The organism is Pseudomonas sp. PGPR40 (genome assembly GCF_022014505.1).
Taxonomy (GTDB): Bacteria; Pseudomonadota; Gammaproteobacteria; order Pseudomonadales; family Pseudomonadaceae; genus Aquipseudomonas.
Genome location: NZ_JAKLSP010000029.1, coordinates 1 through 18,496 on the forward strand (window position 1 = coordinate 1; position 18,496 = coordinate 18,496).

General features: G+C 58.6%; 16 protein-coding genes. 1 reads left to right on the forward strand and 15 read right to left on the reverse strand.

Features of this window, described 5'->3' with window-relative positions:
- The 9 genes from MEB48_RS22500 to ppsA all read right to left on the reverse strand — a co-directional run.
- On the reverse strand, positions 1-283 hold a 283-nt coding region (locus MEB48_RS22500), incomplete at its 3' end, for a hypothetical protein (protein ID WP_237886091.1).
- A 92-nt stretch (positions 284-375) separates the two neighbouring features.
- Positions 376-1,410, reverse strand: a complete 1,035-nt coding sequence (locus MEB48_RS22505; RefSeq protein WP_237886092.1) for an OmpA family protein — start codon at positions 1,408-1,410, stop codon at positions 376-378.
- A 107-nt stretch (positions 1,411-1,517) separates the two neighbouring features.
- The gene (gene sigX, locus MEB48_RS22510) at positions 1,518-2,108 is read right to left on the reverse strand and encodes an RNA polymerase sigma factor SigX (RefSeq protein ID WP_237886093.1); all 591 of its coding nucleotides are present in this window, start codon (positions 2,106-2,108) and stop codon (positions 1,518-1,520) included.
- Positions 2,109-2,192: 84 nt separating this feature from the next.
- Positions 2,193-3,017 carry a mechanosensitive ion channel family protein gene (locus MEB48_RS22515; RefSeq protein ID WP_237886094.1) on the reverse strand — a complete coding sequence of 275 codons (825 nt, stop codon included), beginning with the start codon at positions 3,015-3,017 and terminating at the stop codon, positions 2,193-2,195.
- Positions 3,018-3,019: 2 nt separating this feature from the next.
- Positions 3,020-3,268: a hypothetical protein gene (locus MEB48_RS22520; RefSeq protein ID WP_007940635.1), complete on the reverse strand. Its 249-nt coding sequence runs from the start codon at positions 3,266-3,268 to the stop codon at positions 3,020-3,022.
- Between the two features lie 63 nt (positions 3,269-3,331).
- Complete coding sequence (locus tag MEB48_RS22525; protein ID WP_237886095.1) at positions 3,332-4,327, reverse strand: zinc transporter ZntB; 996 nt, start codon at positions 4,325-4,327, stop codon at positions 3,332-3,334.
- A gap of 25 nt (positions 4,328-4,352) precedes the next feature.
- Complete coding sequence (rraA, locus tag MEB48_RS22530) at positions 4,353-4,844, reverse strand: ribonuclease E activity regulator RraA (RefSeq protein ID WP_084318739.1); 492 nt, start codon at positions 4,842-4,844, stop codon at positions 4,353-4,355.
- Between the two features lie 174 nt (positions 4,845-5,018).
- Positions 5,019-6,008 carry an alpha/beta fold hydrolase gene (locus MEB48_RS22535; RefSeq protein WP_237886096.1) on the reverse strand — a complete coding sequence of 330 codons (990 nt, stop codon included), beginning with the start codon at positions 6,006-6,008 and terminating at the stop codon, positions 5,019-5,021.
- A gap of 90 nt (positions 6,009-6,098) precedes the next feature.
- On the reverse strand, positions 6,099-8,474 hold the full coding sequence (gene ppsA / locus MEB48_RS22540) for a phosphoenolpyruvate synthase (protein WP_237886097.1): 2,376 nt from the start codon (positions 8,472-8,474) through the stop codon (positions 6,099-6,101).
- A 174-nt stretch (positions 8,475-8,648) separates the two neighbouring features.
- On the opposite strand from ppsA, the gene ppsR reads away from it, so the two are divergent.
- Entirely contained in the window at positions 8,649-9,467 is an 819-nt protein-coding gene (gene ppsR, locus MEB48_RS22545) for a posphoenolpyruvate synthetase regulatory kinase/phosphorylase PpsR (RefSeq protein ID WP_237886098.1), read from the forward strand.
- Positions 9,468-9,601: 134 nt separating this feature from the next.
- Here ppsR and prpD read toward each other — a convergent pair whose 3' ends face one another.
- The 6 genes from prpD to MEB48_RS22575 all read right to left on the reverse strand — a co-directional run bounded on the left by prpD (position 9,602) and on the right by MEB48_RS22575 (position 18,213).
- On the reverse strand, positions 9,602-11,086 hold the full coding sequence (prpD, locus tag MEB48_RS22550; RefSeq protein ID WP_237886099.1) for a 2-methylcitrate dehydratase: 1,485 nt from the start codon (positions 11,084-11,086) through the stop codon (positions 9,602-9,604).
- A gap of 199 nt (positions 11,087-11,285) precedes the next feature.
- Positions 11,286-12,476 (reverse strand): 2-methylaconitate cis-trans isomerase PrpF, encoded by a 1,191-nt coding sequence (prpF, locus tag MEB48_RS22555; protein WP_237886100.1) that lies wholly within the window; start codon positions 12,474-12,476, stop codon positions 11,286-11,288.
- A 54-nt stretch (positions 12,477-12,530) separates the two neighbouring features.
- Positions 12,531-15,128, reverse strand: coding sequence for a Fe/S-dependent 2-methylisocitrate dehydratase AcnD (acnD, locus tag MEB48_RS22560; RefSeq protein ID WP_237886101.1), 2,598 nt, complete (start codon positions 15,126-15,128; stop codon positions 12,531-12,533).
- A 208-nt stretch (positions 15,129-15,336) separates the two neighbouring features.
- Complete coding sequence (gene prpC, locus MEB48_RS22565) at positions 15,337-16,464, reverse strand: bifunctional 2-methylcitrate synthase/citrate synthase (protein WP_237886102.1); 1,128 nt, start codon at positions 16,462-16,464, stop codon at positions 15,337-15,339.
- Between the two features lie 139 nt (positions 16,465-16,603).
- Entirely contained in the window at positions 16,604-17,494 is an 891-nt protein-coding gene (gene prpB / locus MEB48_RS22570) for a methylisocitrate lyase (protein WP_038979899.1), read from the reverse strand.
- A complete protein-coding gene (locus MEB48_RS22575; RefSeq protein ID WP_007902102.1) occupies positions 17,491-18,213 on the reverse strand; it encodes a GntR family transcriptional regulator in 723 nt (240 codons plus the stop codon). The genes prpB and MEB48_RS22575 overlap by 4 nt, the downstream gene beginning before the upstream one ends.
- Between the last annotated feature and the right edge of the window lie 283 nt (positions 18,214-18,496).

Sequence of the window (18,496 nt, forward strand, 5' to 3'; positions counted from 1 at the left end):
CCAACTTGACCATGACACTGGCCGGTGCCTTTTTTTCAAACCGCGCTAGAACTTCTGCCCACATCGTTTTCGTCACCCTGACTGGAGTTTTGGGGGAGTTTAAACGAAGACCTTGAAAGGGCTGGCTGTAAAAGCGAAACCGCCAGCGGCCGTTACCGCAGAAACGGATATGTACCCCCAACACCAAGCACCAAGCACCAAGCACCAAGCACCAAGCACCGGCAATGAGTTTCTGTAGTCCCAAAGATGTGTAGATACCCATGCCGCGATGGCGGCCGATCAATCAGCCTGAACCTACATGCCACCCCCTAATCATCAAATCGCAGACAAAGAAAAGCCCGGCCTGAGCCGGGCTTTTCCAGAGCTGCGAGCTAATTACTTAGCGCTAGCTTCAACCTGCGCTTCTACGCGACGGTTTACAGCGCGACCAGCGTCAGTAGCGTTGTCAGCAACCGGACGGGATTCGCCGTAGCCAACAGACTGAACGCGGGACGATTCAACACCGTACTGGTTGGTCAGAACGTTCTTAACGGCGTTTGCACGACGCTCGGACAGTTTCTGGTTGTAAGCGTCAGGACCGACGGAGTCAGTGTGACCTTCAACAGTAGTAGTGGTGGATGGGTACTGCTTCATGAAGTCAGCCAGGTTTTTGATGTCGCCGTAGCTGTTAGGCTTGACTACCGACTTGTCGAAGTCGAACTTCACGTCCAGCTCAACACGAACAACTTCAGCAACTGCTGGGCAGCCATCAGCGTCAACAGTTACGTTGGCTGCGGTGTCCGGGCACTTGTCAACGTTGTCGCAAACGCCATCGTTGTCGCTGTCGGCGCAGACTTCAGCCGGTGCTGGAACTGGAGCAGCAGCAGGCTTGGAGCCGCCACCGAAGTTCACACCGATACCAACGCTAGGAGCCCACTCGGTGTCGCCCTGGTCGATGTTGTATTGAGCTTCAACGCCAGCACGGGCGTAGAAGTTGTCAGTGAAGTACAGCTTGGCACCGCCGCCAACGTTGGCGAAAGTGGAACGGTCACGACCGTTCGAACCGTTCTGGTCGATGCTCTGGTCGGAGAAACCGGCCGATACATACGGACGCAGCATGTCGCCTGGGTTGTTGAAGTGGTACAGAGCGTCCAGAGCGGTGTTGGCGCCCTTCACGTTCTTGCCATCATCGGCACGTACGTTGTGAACTTCGTCGTAGGCCAGACGCAGTTCAACGTCGTCGGTCAGGAAGTAACCAACCGAACCACCGAACAGGTTGCCGTCGTTTTTGAAGTTACGAGCGCTGTCATAGTACTCTTTCTTAGCGAAGCCTTCGATTTCAACTGCGCCTTGGCCTTGTGCCAGAGCGCCGAACGAAGTGGCGGCAATAAGAGAACCAATGGCCAAGCCCAAGGTGTTTTTCAGTTTCATCCGTTAAATCCCCATCTGGTGATTGTGAAGCAGTCCCGCAAACCGGGGGACAACTCGGCGGCAAGTCTATCAGAACTTGCCTACACGTAAGAGATATTTGCGCCGAACTAAGTTTCGGCAACGCCTGCAAATTTCTCACGCAATTTGTCTAGAGCGCGTTTGTAACGCATTTTTGTCGCACTCAAACCCATGTGCATTATGTCTGCGATTTCCTGAAATTCCAGTTCTGCGACAAATCGTAGCACCAGAATTTCACGGTCAATCGGGTTCACATACACCAGCCAGCGATCAAGTCCGCCCTTCTCCTCGGGTTTCGGCATCTTTTCTTCAGACGCTTCCTCGAGGGGGTCCAGACTCAAAGCATCCATCAAGCGACGCTTTCGCCGTTCTTTCCGATACTGAGTGATGCACTCGTTGTACGTGATGCTATATAGCCATGTCTTGAACTTCGATTTGCCCTCGAAGTTCTTCAGGCCATACAGCACCTTCAACATCACTTCCTGACAGACATCATCTGCGTCACGATCGTTCCCGAGATACCGTGCACAAACGTTAAATAATGTTCGCTGGTAACGCCGCATCAGTTCTTCATAAGCGCGCGTTACGTGAAACAGCTCGGTATGCGAGCGCGCGACCAACTCCTCATCAGAGAGCTCGCGGGGGTCGTAGCGCGTAGAGAGCGATTGAGCTTTATTCAAAACAAGTCTGGCCGACAGTCAGGTAAATTCCGCCGCAGCCCTCAGGGCATTTTGCGGCGGCATACATTAGCAGGATTTGCCGGGTTAGCGGCTACTCACATGCTGCTCCAAGAGAATCCGATTCGAGAGAGAGACTAGCTCACCCTCGTCCGTCAGCACGGTGGTTTTAACCGTGCCGATTTCCTCGATTTGACCTTCGACCTCGCCAATACGCACTTCTTGCCCAACCTGATACAACTCACGCACATAGATTCCCGCAAGAATCTGACCGGCTATTTCCCGACTTCCCAAACCCATCGCCAGCGCAACCGCCAGACCGACGGTAATCAAGACGATCACGATCACATGGTTGAGCAGGTCAGTCTTGACCTCTAACTGGCTGATCGCAACCGAAATACTGATGATGATCACCAGGCCCTGGGCAATTCGCCCCAGGCCCGCGGAGTAATCAAGTCCTACGCCTTCTGCCGCGCCACGCACCAGCCCATTGGCCAGTTGCGCCAGCAAGACACCCACCAGCAGCACCAATGCAGCGCCGAATACTTTCGGCAAATACAGCGCCAACATGTCCAGCGTAGCCGAAACTCGCTCAAGTCCAAGTGATTCTGCGGCTGAAACCAGAAAAATCAGCAGAACGAACCAATAGACGATCTTGCCGATCAGCGTCGAGATAGGCACCTGCAGGCCGGCGCGGGACAGCAATTTGGTCAGCCCGGTACCGCCCATCAAGCGATCGAGGCCCAGCTTGGCAAGCAATTTGGAGAGAAGCGTGTCCAACAGTTTGGCCACGACAAAACCCAGCAGCAGCACAACCAATGCGCCGAACAGGTTCGGAATGAAGTTCGCAACTTTGGTCCATAACGCAGTCATTGCAGTGACGAGGCTCTGAGTCCAGAGATCAAGTTCCATATTCAATCAGCCTTATCAGCAGTGCGAGCGGTAGGTTTACGAAGACGGGAAACCGGCGCGACGTGGGCCGATCCGTTATTCAGGGCGATCATCAGCGCGGGCAGCCAGCGGCCCAGCAGGCTGAACAGATCGCCGGCACCGACCTGGCGGTTGGCGGTTTTCAGCACGCGGCCCAGGCAGGCATCGTCGTCACGGCTGGACGGCGAAGCTTTGAGCATGTCACGCAAAGACTGTTCGAACGGATCGTGCATACGCACCTCTCGTGATATCTGTGAAAGACGCGGTCAAATTTGCCCGGGTCACATGACTCATCATCAGAACCAGCGCAAACGTCGGTATAGCCACCACTGCCCCAGCGCTACCGAACCTGCCAGCAAGCAGGCGATCAGGAAGCCATAAGGGCTGCTGGAGAACGGAATGCCGCCGACGTTGATACCCAAAAGACCGGTCAGAAAACTCATCGGCAAAAAAATCCCGGTGATGATCCCGAAGCGGTACATCGTGCGGTTCATGCGCACGCTCAAACGCCGGTCTTCGGCCTCCAGGACTAGCCCCACGCGCTCCCGGGTCAATTCCAGCTCCTCGAGATAACGGGTCAGGCTGTTGTTCAATTCGTTCCAGTAATCGGCATCGTCTTCAACGAACCATGGCATTTTTATCCGCGTCAGCTGACCAAAAATATCCCGTTGCGGCGCCAGAAAACGCTTGAGTGAAGCCGCCCTGCGACGGATCTGCAATACGGTCCCGTGCTCAGGTGTATACCGTTCGTCGGCATCCAGCTTTTCTTCTTCCTCATCGACGATTTCGGAGAGGCAGCTGACCAGATCCTGCACTTTATGGGTGAGGTACTGCGCCATATAAAGAATGAGTTCGGAGGCGGTTTTCGGCCCTTTGCCTTCGGCCAGTTGCACCAGCAATTCATCGGTGGCGCGTAACGGCCGCAGACGCAGGGAGATCACCCGCTGGGCTGAACCGAAGATCCGCACCGAGACCATGTCTTCCGGCTCGGCACCTGGATTGAGGTTGATCCCGCGCAGAAACAGCAACAGCTCGGAGTCCGGTAGCGGCAAAAGGCGCGGCCGGGTGTTCTCTTCCAGCAATAAGTCGCAACTAAATTCGCTCAGACCGCTGGATTGACGCAGCCAGGTCCGGGTTTGTGGATGACTGCGATCCCAGTGCAGCCACAGGCTTTCATGGGCCTGCAGCTGCAAATCATCGAGTTCAGTCCGGGCTATCGAACGCGCACCGCCTTTACCGTCCAGCACCAGGGCATGTACCAGCCCCCACTGCGCGTTTTCTTCCTCGAACATCCTCACCCCTTTTATGAAACGCGCTTTATTCAGGCATCTTCAGCGGGCTTGGCGAGATGATCACGCCATTGTTGTCTGCATAAATGTACTCGCCGGGACGGAACGTCACACCGGCAAATGTCACCACAACGTTGAGATCGCCGAGCCCGCGCCTGTCGGATTTCCTCGGGTGGCTGGCGAGAGCCTGAACGCCCAGATCGGTCTGCGCGATGATATCGACGTCACGGATGCAACCGTAGATCACCAGCCCTTCCCAACCGTTATTCGCGGCTTTCTCGGCCAGCATGTCACCCAGCAACGCATGACGCAGGGAACCGCCACCGTCTACCACCAGCACTTTGCCATTCCCCTTGAGCTCGACTTGCTCCTTGACCCGCGAGTTGTCTTCGAAGCACTTGATGGTCACGATTTCGCCGCCGAAAGAATCACGGCCGCCGAAATTGCTGAACATCGGTTCCAGCACCTGCACCAGCTCCGGGTAGGCATCGCACAGGTCAGGCGTGATGTAATGGTTCATCGAGAAACTCCTGTAAAAAGGAAGACAATCGAGTAGGCAGCCTACGCGGGCCAGGGCTGAGCGGCTGCAAACGCGCCGATCAAATCAGCCACCAAAAGTGACCAGAACCGCTTAATGCGTCATATCTTAGCCGCAAGCTGTTCAGAGCGAAATGCCCTTGTTAGAGCATCAGGCTCAAACTGCAGCGACCAAATCCGGCTTTCCACCCAGCAAAGGCGTCTGTTGATCCGCCAGCCAGCGCGCCACCAACGGCCAGACTTCAGTCTGTGCAGACTTGCTGACAAGCATTTCCACGTGACCGAAATTATCGCTAAAGCCTTGCTCGAGGCCAAGGGTGATGAATTGTTTGTGCTCGGAGCCAACCTGATCGAACAGCTTGCGACAGGCCCAGGTCGGGTCCTGATGATCACCCGCGGCGCTCACGGCCAGCACTGGCAACTGAACCTCGGCCAAACCCGCCCACCAGTCCTTGTCAGCATCGCCAAAACGACCGAACAGCCCGTACCAGCGCATGCTTTCCAGGGCCAGGCCAATCGGCTCGTCCTCCGGGCCGCGCTTGAGCCGTGAACCTGACAGCTGGGCGAAACGCTTGAGAATAAAGCGCCCGCTCCATTCCACCGGCGGAAACTTCAATGGCCAGTAGGTGCGGCTGACCTGCGTGCCAAAAAACGCCGCAGAGGCCACCACCGGTTCGCCGATGTATTCACCGCCCAACGCCGCCGCCAGGGTGATCCCGCCCAGCGAATGACCGATCCAGTGTGGGATCTGGCCACTTTGCTCGCGTACGAACGCGCCAATGGCAGGCAAATCGTAACGTGCGTAGTCGGCGACGCGGTTATTGCGATAGTCCTGGTTGCGCTGAGACAAGCCATGTCCGCGCATTTCCGCAATCCACACATCGAATCCCAGACGCGTCAGATAAGCCCCCAGCCCCAGACCTTTGGGAGAGAACCAGAAGCGTCGATTGGAAAAACTGCCGTGCAACAGAATCACTGGCACGCCACGCACCGTCGGCTCATCGGCCAGACCCAGGCGTGTCACAGCCAGTTCGACGGTGCCGTCGGGGCTGTTGCCGGGTTTCAAACGATAGACGTCTTCGCTCAAATCACCGCGCCGTTCGGCGCTGATCAGGGCGACAGGAAATAGGTTGCTGCTGCTTTGCATAATGCTCTTGCACAAAAAAGGGCGGCATCCAGAGGAGCCCGCCCTGCTTGATTCTTAAAGCCCCGGCCATTGGCCGAGGCTTCATTCACATCAAGCCGAAGCCTGACCCTCAGCCAGGAAGAACCAGGTTTCCAGCACGGAGTCGGGGTTCAGCGAAACGCTTTCGATGCCCTGCTCCATCAGCCACTTGGCCAGATCCGGGTGATCCGAAGGGCCCTGACCGCAGATGCCGATGTACTTGCCGGCCTTGTTGCAGGCCTGAATAGCATTGGCCAGCAACTTCTTGACCGCTGGATTTCGCTCGTCGAACAGGTGCGCGATGATCCCGGAATCACGGTCCAGGCCCAGTGTCAGCTGGGTCAGGTCGTTGGAGCCGATGGAGAAGCCGTCGAAGAACTCAAGGAACTCTTCAGCCAGGATCGCGTTGGACGGCAGTTCGCACATCATGATCACGCGCAGACCGTTGTCGCCACGGGCCAGACCGTTTTCAGCCAGCAGATCGACCACTTGGCTCGCTTCGCCCAGGGTGCGAACGAACGGCACCATGATTTCAACGTTGGTCAGGCCCATCTCGTTGCGCACGCGCTTGAGGGCACGGCATTCGAGCTCGAAGCAGTCACGGAACGATTCGCTGATGTAACGCGAAGCACCACGGAAGCCCAGCATCGGGTTCTCTTCTTCCGGCTCGTAGAGCTTGCCGCCAATCAGGTTCGCGTATTCGTTGGACTTGAAGTCCGACAGACGCACGATGACCTTTTTCGGCCAGAACGCTGCCGCCAGGGTGCTGATGCCCTCGACCAGTTTGTCGACGTAGAAACCGACGGGCTCGTCGTAACCGGCGATGCGCTTGTCGACGCTGTCCTTGATTTCTTGCGGCAGCCCGTCGTAGTTCAACAGCGCTTTAGGGTGCACGCCGATCATGCGGTTGATGATGAACTCCAGACGGGCCAGGCCCACACCGGCGTTCGGCAGTTGCGCGAAGTCGAAGGCTCGGTCCGGGTTGCCGACGTTCATCATGATCTTGAACGGCAGATCAGGCATGGCATCCACGGAGTTTTTCTTGATGTCGAAGCCCAGTTCGCCTTCGAAGATGTAACCGGTGTCGCCTTCAGCACAGGAAACGGTCACGCCCTGGCCGTCTTTCAACAGCTGGGTGGCGTTGCCGCAACCGACCACGGCCGGAATGCCCAGCTCGCGGGCGATGATCGCCGCGTGGCAGGTACGGCCGCCACGGTTGGTGACGATGGCGCTGGCGCGTTTCATGACCGGTTCCCAATCCGGGTCGGTCATGTCGGAAACCAGAACATCGCCTGGCTGGACTTTGTCCATCTCGGACACGTCCTTGATGATCCGCACCTTGCCGGCGCCGATGCGCTGGCCGATGGCGCGACCTTCGACCAGCACAGTGCCGGTTTCTTTCAACAGGTAACGTTCCATGACGTTGGCCTGGGTGCGGCTCTTCACGGTTTCCGGACGGGCCTGCACGATGTAGAGCTTGCCGTCGTCGCCGTCTTTGGCCCATTCGATGTCCATCGGGCACTTGTAGTGCTTCTCGATGATCATCGCTTGTTTGGCCAGCTCGCTGACTTCGGCGTCGGTCAGGCAGAAACGTGCACGATCAGCCTTGTCCACGTCGATGGTCTTGACCGATTTACCGGCCTTGGCTTCATCGCCGTAAATCATCTTGATGGCTTTGCTGCCCAGGTTGCGACGCAGAATGGCCGGACGACCGGCCTCCAGCGTGCCTTTGTGGACATAGAATTCATCCGGGTTCACCGCGCCTTGTACGACGGTTTCACCCAGGCCGTAGGCGCCGGTGATGAACACCACGTCACGGAAGCCCGATTCGGTATCGAGGGTGAACATCACGCCGGCGGTGCCGGTTTCGGAGCGGACCATGCGCTGCACGCCGGCCGACAGGGCAACCAGCTTGTGGTCGAAGCCCTGGTGGACGCGGTAGGAAATCGCACGGTCGTTGAACAGGGAAGCGAACACTTCTTTGGCGGCGCGAATAACGTTTTCGACACCACGGATGTTCAGGAAGGTTTCCTGCTGACCGGCGAAGGAAGCGTCCGGCAAGTCTTCGGCGGTGGCGGAAGAGCGCACGGCCACGGCCATGTCAGGGTTGCCGGCCGACAGCGTGGCGAACGCGGTGCGGATCTCGGCGTTGAGCTTCTCGGGGAACTCTGCTTCCATGATCCATTGACGGATCTGGGCGCCGGTTTTGGCCAGGGCATTCACATCGTCGACATCCAGCGCGTCGAGGGCGGCGTGGATCTGGTCGTTCAGACCGCTCAGTTCCAGAAAATCACGATAAGCCTGAGCTGTCGTGGCGAAGCCACCGGGCACCGATACACCGGCACCTGCAAGGTTACTGATCATCTCGCCCAGGGATGCGTTCTTGCCCCCCACATGCTCCACATCATGGACGCCGAGCTTATCGAGGGAAACTACGTACTCTACCAAGGTGATCTCTCCACTAACTGGGTTGGAAAAGCTCAGAAGCCGGCGACTCGAAGGAGCATTTGCCGGCTGTATGGCCTGGACCTGGAAAATAAGTGAGAATGCTGGCCATTGGTGGCCGACAAATCGCGCCTATCATATCCAAGAATCGTTACTAGCTTAAGGCCCAAGGTGCAAATGAAACGATCTGCTTTCTTTATCTCCGATGGCACGGGCATTACGGCCGAAGCCCTCGGTCAAAGCCTGTTGGCGCAGTTCGAAAACATTACCTTCAGCAAAATCACGCGGCCCTACATCGACAACGCGGATAAAGCGCGGGCCATGGTACAACAAATCAACAAAGCCGCCGAAAACGATGGTTTTCGTCCGATTATTTTCGACACCGTTGTCAATCAGGACATTCGTGAGATTCTCGCAACCTCGAATGGTTTCATGATCGACATTTTCTCGACCTTCCTGGCCCCGCTGGAACAGGAACTGACCGAGCATTCCTCCTACACCGTCGGCAAATCCCACTCCATCAATGGCAACTCCAATTACATGGAGCGCATCGAGGCGGTGAACTTCGCCCTCGACAACGACGATGGCGCCCGCACCCACTATTACGACAAGGCCGACCTGATACTAGTGGGCGTGTCGCGATGTGGTAAGACGCCGACGTGCCTGTACATGGCGATGCAATTCGGCATCCGCGCGGCCAATTACCCGTTGACTGAAGACGACATGGAGCGCCTGCAACTGCCGACCGCCCTGCGCGCCCATCATCACAAGCTGTTCGGCCTGACCATCGACCCGGACCGGCTTACCGCCATCCGCAACGAACGCAAGCCCAACAGCCGCTATTCGAGCTACGCGCAGTGCGAATTCGAAGTGCGCGAAGTGGAGAATCTGTTTCGCCGCGAGAACATTCCCCACATCAATTCCACGCATTTCTCCGTGGAGGAGATCTCTGCGAAGATTTTAGTAGAGAAAGGTGTGGAGCGGCGGTTCAAGTAGTTCTTTAACGCCTGTCAGGCCGCCTTCGCGAGCAAGCCCGCTCCCACATTTGATCTTTGTCGTACACAAATCTGTGTTCACTGAAGATCAAATGTGGGAGCGGGCTTGCTCGCGAAGAACGATAACTCGGTCTCCTAGATCACAAACAGATCCACAAACCGGTTCACCGGCGTCGCCTCAAGCGCAGCCTGGTCCTTGCACAACGCAAAGATCTCGGCACTGCGCTGCGCCGTGAACCGCGTCGCCAGATTGGCCTTGAACTTGTCTTCCAACAGCGCAATGCCATCGGTGCGGCGACGGCGATGGCCGATCGGGTATTCCACCACCACGTTTTTGGTGCTGGAGCCATCCTTGAAGAACACCTGGACCGCGTTGGCGATAGAGCGTTTGTCCGGCTCCAGGTATTCGCGAGTGAAACGCGGGTCTTCGACGATGATCATTTTTTCGCGCAGCACATCGATAATCGGATGCACCGCGTGGAAGTCGTCTTCGTACTGCTCGGCCACCAGATTACCGAACACCAAGGGTACGGCGGTCATGTACTGGAGGCAGTGGTCGCGGTCCGCGGCATTGGCCAGCGGGCCGACCTTGGAGATGATGCGGATCGCCGATTCATGGGTGGTGATGACGATTCTGTCGATTTCGTGCAGGCGATTCCTGACCAATGGATGCAAGATGACGGCGGCCTCGCAGGCGGTTTGCGCGTGGAACTCAGCGGGAAAACTGATCTTGAACAGCACGTTTTCCATCACGTAGCTACCGAACGGCCGAGAAAAGCTGAAGGCACGTTTGTCTTCAGGCTTGAGCGCCAGGTCATTGTTGGTGTGGCTGAACAGTACGTCGTAAAAACCCCATTGTCTGGCGGTCAGTACACCGGGAATGCCCATCTCCCCGCGCATCGCAATGTCCGCCAGACGCACGCCACGACTGGAGGCATCCCCTGCCGCCCAGGATTTACGCGACCCGGCATTCGGCGCATGCCGATAAGTACGCAGCGCCTGGCCGTCGGCAAAGGCATGGGACAATGCGGACAGCAGTTGCTCGCGATTGGCGCCCATGAGCTTGGCGGTGACGGCGGTCGAGGCGACTTTCACCAGGATAACGTGATCGATTCCGACGCGGTTGAACGAGTTTTCCAGCGCAATCACGCCTTGGATTTCGTGAGCCATGATCATGGCGTCCAGCACCACGCGAAGGGTCAGCGGGGCATCGCCATTGGCCAGGCGTTTTTGCGACAGATGGTCGGCCACCGCGAGAATGGCGCCGAGGTTATCGGACGGATGCCCCCATTCGGCGGCGAGCCAAGTGTCGTTGTAATCGAGCCAGCGGACGATGCAACCGATATCCCACGCGGCTTTGACCGGATCGAGACGGTAACTGGTCCCGGGCACGCGAGCACCGAAGGGAACGACAGTGCCTTCGACGATGGGCCCCAGGTGTTTGGTGCATTCGGGAAAACGCAGGGCCAGCAGACCGCAGCCGAGGGTGTCCATCAGGCAATGGCGGGCGGTATCCAGCGCTTCTGGAGATTCGATTTTGAAGTTGAAGACGTAATCGGCAATGTCCTGCAGGACCGTGTCGTAGTCGGGGCGTGTATTCAGATCGACGTTGGCGCTCATGTTCGATTCACTCGGTCAGTGGTTCGCTGATGGGACCTCGGTTCAGGATCAATCTTAGTGGGTAACGCCATTCTTGTTATGGAAATGCAATTAACTGTAGGAGCTGGCTTGCCAGCGAAGGCGCTATAACAGGCAACAATGATGTTGAATGTGATGGCCTCTTCGCTGGCAAGCCAGCTCCTACGGGGGTATGCGTTATTTAGAAAGAATCCCCCGGCACGCGGACGTAACCTTCCATCAACACCCGCGCACTGCGGCTCATGATGGCTTTGTTCACGGTCCACTCACCGTTGACCTGGCTGGCCTCGGCGCCCACGCGCAAGGTGCCGGAGGGATGACCGAAGCGCACAGCATTGCGTTCGATGCCGCCCGCCGCCAGGTTCACCAACGTGCCGGAAATCGCCGCCGCCGTGCCGATGGCCACCGCTGCCGTGCCCATCATCGCGTGGTGCAGTTTGCCCATGGACAGCGCACGCACCAGCAAGTCAATGTCAGTGGCCGCGATCGCCTTGCCGCTGGACGCAATGTAATCCGCCGGTTTGGCGACGAACGCCACCTTCGGCGTGTGCTGACGTTTGGCGGCTTCGTCCAGGTGTTGAATCAGCCCCATGCGCAGCGCGCCATAAGCGCGGATGGTTTCGAACATCGCCAGAGCCTTCAGGTCGCCGTTGATAGCGCCTTGCAATTCGGTACCGGTGTAGCCGATGTCTTCGGCATTAATGAAGATGGTCGGAATGCCGGCGTTGATCAGGGTCGCCTTGAGCGTACCGACGCCCGGCACTTCGAGGTCATCCACCAGATTGCCGGTGGGAAACATCGAACCACCGCCACCCTCTTCTTCCGCGGCCGGGTCCATGAATTCGAGCTGCACTTCGGCCGCCGGGAAAGTCACGCCGTCGAGTTCGAAATCGCCGGTTTCCTGGACCTCACCGTTGGTGATCGGCACATGGGCGATGATGGTCTTGCCGATGTTGGCCTGCCACACGCGCACCACCGCCACGCCGTTGTGCGGAATGCGGCTCGCATCCACCAGGCCATTGCTGATGGCGAACGAACCGACCGCCGCCGACAGGTTGCCGCAGTTGCCGCTCCAGTCAACGAAAGGTTTGTCGATGGAGACCTGACCGAACAGGTAATCGACGTCGTGATCGGCCTTGAGGCTTTTCGACAGGATCACGGTTTTGCTGGTGCTGGACGTCGCACCGCCCATGCCGTCGATTTGCTTGTCGTAAGGATCGGGACTGCCGATCACGCGCAGCAACAAAGCGTCGCGAGCCAGGCCGGGAATCTGTGCCGCTTCGGGCAGGTCTTTCAGGCTGAAGAATACGCCTTTGCTGGTGCCGCCGCGCATGTAGGTGGCGGGGATTTTAATCTGAGGTGCGTGAGCCATGATGTTCCTTTTAGGATCGAGCGGGACCGCATGGCCCCGCCCGAACTCATCGTGTTAAACGGCAACCGCCGATTCTTCGAGGAAGTCCTGAGCGAAACGCTGCAATACGCCGCCAGCCTCGTAGATCGACACTTCTTCGGCGGTGTCGAGGCGGCAGGTCACCGGCACTTCGACGCGTTCGCCATTCTTGCGATTGATCACCAGCGTCAGCGTCGCACGCGGGGTGCGGTCGCCGATCACATCAAAGGTTTCGCTGCCGTCGATGGCCAGTGTGTGACGATCGGTGCCCGGCTGAAATTCCAGCGGCAGCACGCCCATGCCCACCAGGTTGGTGCGATGGATGCGCTCGAAGCCTTCGGCGGCGATCGCTTCCACACCCGCCAGACGCACACCTTTGGCCGCCCAGTCGCGGGACGAACCCTGACCGTAATCAGCGCCGGCGATGATGATCAGCGGCTGCTTGCGCTCCATGTAGGTTTCGATCGCTTCCCACATGCGCATGACCTGGCCTTCCGGCTCGACTCGCGCCAGGGACCCCTGCTTGACCTTGCCGTTTTCCTGAACCATTTCATTGAACAGTTTCGGGTTGGCGAACGTCGCGCGTTGCGCCGTGAGATGGTCACCCCTATGAGTGGCGTAGGAGTTGAAATCTTCTTCCGGCAAGCCCATTTTCGCCAGGTATTCACCGGCGGCGCTGTCGAGCATGATCGCGTTGGAAGGCGACAGGTGATCGGTGGTGATGTTGTCCGGCAGCACCGCCAGCGGACGCATGCCCTTGAGCGGACGAGCGCCGGCCAGCGCGCCTTCCCAGTACGGCGGACGACGGATGTAGGTACTCATTTCGCGCCAATCGTATAGAGGCGTGACCTTCGGACCGGTGTCTTCATGGATGGCGAACATCGGGATGTACACCTGACGGAACTGCTCCGGTTTCACCGAGGCCTTGACCACCGCGTCGATTTCTTCGTCGCTCGGCCAGATGTCTTTCAGTCGGATTTCCTTGCCATCGGCAGTCAGGCCCAGCACATCTTTTTCGATGTCGAAACGAATGGTCCCGGCGATGGCGTAAGCCACCACCAATGGCGGCGAAGCGAGGAACGCTTGCTTGGCGTAGGGGTGAATCCGGCCGTCGAAGTTACGGTTGCCGGAGAGCACTGCGGTGGCATACAGGTCGCGGTCGATGATTTCCTGCTGGATCACCGGGTCCAGCGCGCCGGACATGCCGTTGCACGTGGTGCAGGCAAAGGCTACGACGCCGAAGCCGAGCTGCTCGAGCTCATCGGTCAGACCCGCTTCGTCGAGGTACAGCGCCACGGTTTTCGAACCCGGCGCCAGTGACGACTTGACCCATGGCTTGCGGGTCAAACCAAGCGTGTTGGCGTTGCGCGCCAGCAGGCCGGCAGCGATCACGTTGCGCGGGTTACTGGTGTTGGTGCAACTGGTGATGGCGGCGATGATCACCGCGCCATCCGGCATTTGGCCGGGCACGTCGTCCCACTGACCGGCGATACCTTTCGCAGCCAGATCGGTGGTTGCCAAACGGGCGTGGGGGTTACTCGGGCCGGCCATGTTACGCACCACCGAGGACAGGTCGAAAGTCAGCCCACGCTCGTATTGCGCGCCTTTGAGGCTGTCGGCCCAGAGGCCGGTCTGCTTGGCGTAATTCTCCACAAGCTGCACTTGCTCGTCTTCACGGCCGGTGAGTTTGAGGTAGTCGATGGTCTGCTGGTCGATGTAGAACATCGCTGCCGTGGCGCCGTATTCCGGGGCCATGTTGGAAATGGTCGCACGGTCGCCCAAGGTCAGCGCCGAAGCACCTTCACCGAAGAATTCCAGCCACGCGCCGACGACTTTTTGTTTGCGCAGGTATTCGGTCAGCGCCAGCACCATGTCGGTGGCGGTGATGCCCGGTTGCAGCTTACCGGTCAGCTCAACGCCGACGCTTTCCGGCAGACGCATCCACGATGCGCGACCCAGCATCACGCTTTCCGCTTCCAGGCCACCCACACCAATGGCGATCACGCCCAGCGCATCGACGTGCGGGGTGTGGCTGTCAGTGCCGACGCAGGTATCGGGGAAGGCCACGCCGTCGCGCACTTGAATCACCGGCGACATTTTCTCCAGGTTGATCTGGTGCATGATGCCGTTACCCGGCGGAATCACGTCGACGTTCTTGAAGGCTTTCTTGGTCCAGTTGATGAAGTGGAAACGGTCTTCGTTGCGACGGTCTTCGATGGCGCGGTTCTTCTCGAACGCCTCGGGATCGAAACCACCGCGTTCAACGGCCAGGGAGTGGTCGACGATCAACTGAGTCGGCACCACCGGGTTCACTTGCGCCGGGTCGCCGCCTTGCAGGGCGATGGCATCGCGCAGGCCGGCGAGGTCAACCAGTGCGGTCTGACCAAGAATGTCGTGGCACACCACGCGGGCCGGGAACCACGGGAAATCGAGATCGCGTTTGCGTTCGATGAATTGCTTCAGGGATTCGGTGAGCGTGGCCGGGTCGCAGCGACGCACGAGGTTTTCCGCCAGCACGCGGGAGGTATACGGCAGGGTGTCGTAGGCGCCGGGCGCAATGGCATCGACCGCCGCACGGACGTCGAAATAATCCAGGTGGCTGCCGGGCAGCGGTTTGCGGAATTCTGTGTTCATCGGTCAGGACTCGGTCACGGTGGTTACAAAGGGTGGGCGCCAGGCGCAGTTCCCGAAGTGAACACGGTCAAATGTGGGAGCGGGCTTGCTCGCGAAAGCGGTGTGTCAGTCGACATCAATGTTGGATGTCAGTCCGTCTTCGCGAGCAAGCCCGCTCCCACACTGGTTCCCGGTTCATTCAGTAACCAGCGCGGTAGCACCCCACCAGTCAGCGTTGTTCGATTGGCACGAACTTGCGCTGTTCGACGCCGACGTATTCGGCGCTCGGGCGGATGATGCGGTTGTTGGCACGTTGCTCGAACACATGCGCCGCCCAGCCAGTCAGGCGCGAGCAGACAAAGATCGGCGTGAACAACTTGGTCGGAATGCCCATGAAGTGGTACGTCGACGCATGGTAGAAGTCGGCGTTCGGGAACAGTTTCTTCTGTTCCCACATGGTCTTGTCGATGGCTTCGGAAACAGGGAACAGCACCGTGTCGCCCACTTCGTCAGCAAGTTTTTTCGACCAGGCCTTGATCACCTCGTTACGCGGATCGTTGTCCTTATAGATCGCGTGGCCGAAGCCCATGATCTTGTCCTTGCGCGCGAGCATGCCGAGAGTGCCCTCGACCGCCTCTTCAGGCGACGAAAAGCGCTCGATCATTTCCATCGCCGCTTCGTTGGCGCCGCCGTGCAGCGGGCCACGCAGGGAACCGATGGCCGCCGTGATGCAGGAATACAAATCCGACAGGGTCGAGGCACACACGCGGGCGGTGAAGGTCGAGGCGTTGAACTCGTGTTCCGCGTAGAGGATCAGCGAAACGTTCATCACCTTGACGTGCAACTCGCTCGGTTTCTTGTCGTGCAACAGGTGCAGGAAATGGCCGCCGATGCAGGCTTCGTCGGTCACGCAATTGATGCGTTTGCCGTCGTGGCTGAAGCGATACCAGTAGCACATGATCGCCGGGAACGCGGCCAGCAGGCGGTCGGTTTTGTCGTGCTGCTCGGAGAAGTCTTTCTCCGGCTCGATGTTGCCCAGAAACGAGCAACCGGTGCGCATCACGTCCATTGGATGGGCGTCGGCGGGGATGCGTTCCAGCACTTCTTTGAGCGCTTGCGGCAGGTCGCGCAGCTTGCTCAGTTTCTGGGTGTAGGCAGCGAGCTGCGCTTTGGTTGGCAGTTCGCCGTACAGCAGCAGGTAAGCCACTTCTTCGAACTGTGCGTCAGCCGCCAGTTCGCGAACGTCATAGCCGCGATAGGTCAGGCCTGCGCCCGACTGACCCACGGTGGACAGTGCGGTTTGCCCGGCAACCTGGCCACGGAGCCCGGCGCCACTGAGTACTTTTGCTTCGGCCATTGCTGTCTCCAGTTTTCTTGAATTTGTTAGGGGAAACTTGTAGGAGCGAAGCTTGCTCGCGAAAGCGGTGTGTCAGACGACATTGATTTTGAATATCAGTCCGTCTTCGCGAGCAAGCTTCGCTCCTACAGGGCTTTCATTACTTCTTCGCCGCAAACAACGCATCGAGCTTCTGCTCGAAGGTGTGGTAATCGATGCGATCGTAAAGCTCCATGCGCGTCTGCATGGTGTCGATGACGTTCTGTTGCGTGCCGTCGCGGCGGATCGCGGTGTAGACATTTTCCGCGGCCTTGTTCATGGCGCGGAACGCCGACAGCGGGTACAGCACCAGCGACACGTCGGCAGCAGCGAGCTGCTCGGTGGTGTACAGCGGCGTCGCGCCGAATTCGGTAATGTTGGCCAGGATCGGCGCTTTCACGCGGCTGGCGAACAGTTTGTACATCTCAAGCTCGGTGATCGCTTCCGGGAACACCATATCGGCGCCGGCTTCGATGCAGGCGGCGGCGCGCTCCAGTGCAGACTCCAGACCTTCAACGGCCAGTGCATCGGTGCGGGCCATGATCACGAAGCTGTCATCGGTACGGGCATCGACGGCCGCTTTGATGCGGTCGACCATTTCCTGCAGTGAGACGATCTCTTTATTAGGACGGTGACCGCAGCGCTTGGCACCGACCTGGTCTTCGATGTGAATCGCCGCCGCGCCGAACTTGATCATCGACTTCACGGTACGGGCGACGTTGAACGCCGAGGAACCGAAACCGGTATCCACGTCCACCAACAGTGGCAAGTCGCAGACGTCAGTGATGCGACGCACGTCGGTCAGCACGTCATCCAGACCGGTAATCCCCAGGTCCGGCACGCCGAGGGAGCCGGCAGCCACCCCGCCACCCGACAGGTAAATAGCCTTGAAACCGGCGCGCTTGGCCAGCAGTGCGTGGTTGGCGTTGATCGTGCCGACCACTTGCAGCGGATGTTCGCTGGCGACCGCATCGCGGAAACGCTGGCCTGGAGTGCTCTTGTTGGAACTCATGACTCACCTCGTTCAGTGGCTGTCGGGTTAGCGCCGTCCTGGTAGTGACGGGCGATATTGCGTTTGGAGGCGCCGATGTGACGGCGCATCAACAACTCGGCCAATTCACCGTCACGGTCGGCGATGGCATCGAGAATTCGGTGGTGTTCGGCAAACGCCTGGCGCGGCCGATTGGGCGTGGTGGAAAACTGGATGCGGTACATGCGCACCAGTTGATAGAGCTCACCGCACAGCATCTGGGTCAGGGTGCGATTGCCGCTGCCCTGGATGATCCGGTAATGAAAGTCGAAATCGCCTTCCTGCTGGTAGTAGCCGACACCGGCCTGAAACGCCGCATCGCGCTCATGGGTTTCCAGCACCCGGCGCAGTTCGTCGATTTCTTCGACCGTCATGCGTTCAGCCGCCAGACGGCACGCCATGCCTTCCAGGGATTCGCGAATTTCGTAAAGTTCCAGCAGTTCGGCGTGACTCAGCGACACCACCCGCGCCCCGACGTGCGGCACGCGCACCAGCAGGCGCTGGCCTTCCAGACGGTGAATGGCCTCACGCAGAGGCCCGCGGCTAATGCCGTAGGTGCGCGCCAGCTCCGGCTCGGAGATCTTGCTGCCCGGGGCGATCTCGCCTTTGACGATGGCCGCCTGAATACGTCGAAAGACGTTTTCGGAAAGTGTTTCCGAGTCGTCCTGAACTGTGACCGGGGGATCGAGTTGATCCAGCATATTGTCGACACCTTGAAAACCAATGCCGCAAAAACTAGCGAATATGGCCGCCTGCGTCAAAGGATAAATCGATATTGTCGACAATCGTCTAATAACCTCGTTGCACCATAAGGAAGCAACCCCTCAAGTTATAGCCGTCGGCCAGCGCTGGCGCCATAAACCCACCGTGCTAGAATGCCGCCCGCATTTGCTTGTCATCTGCATTGCCTGTCATAAAAAACAGACAGGCATACGAGGGAGCTTGTGCAGCAATGCCAGGGCCTTGAATTGAAGAACGGACCGC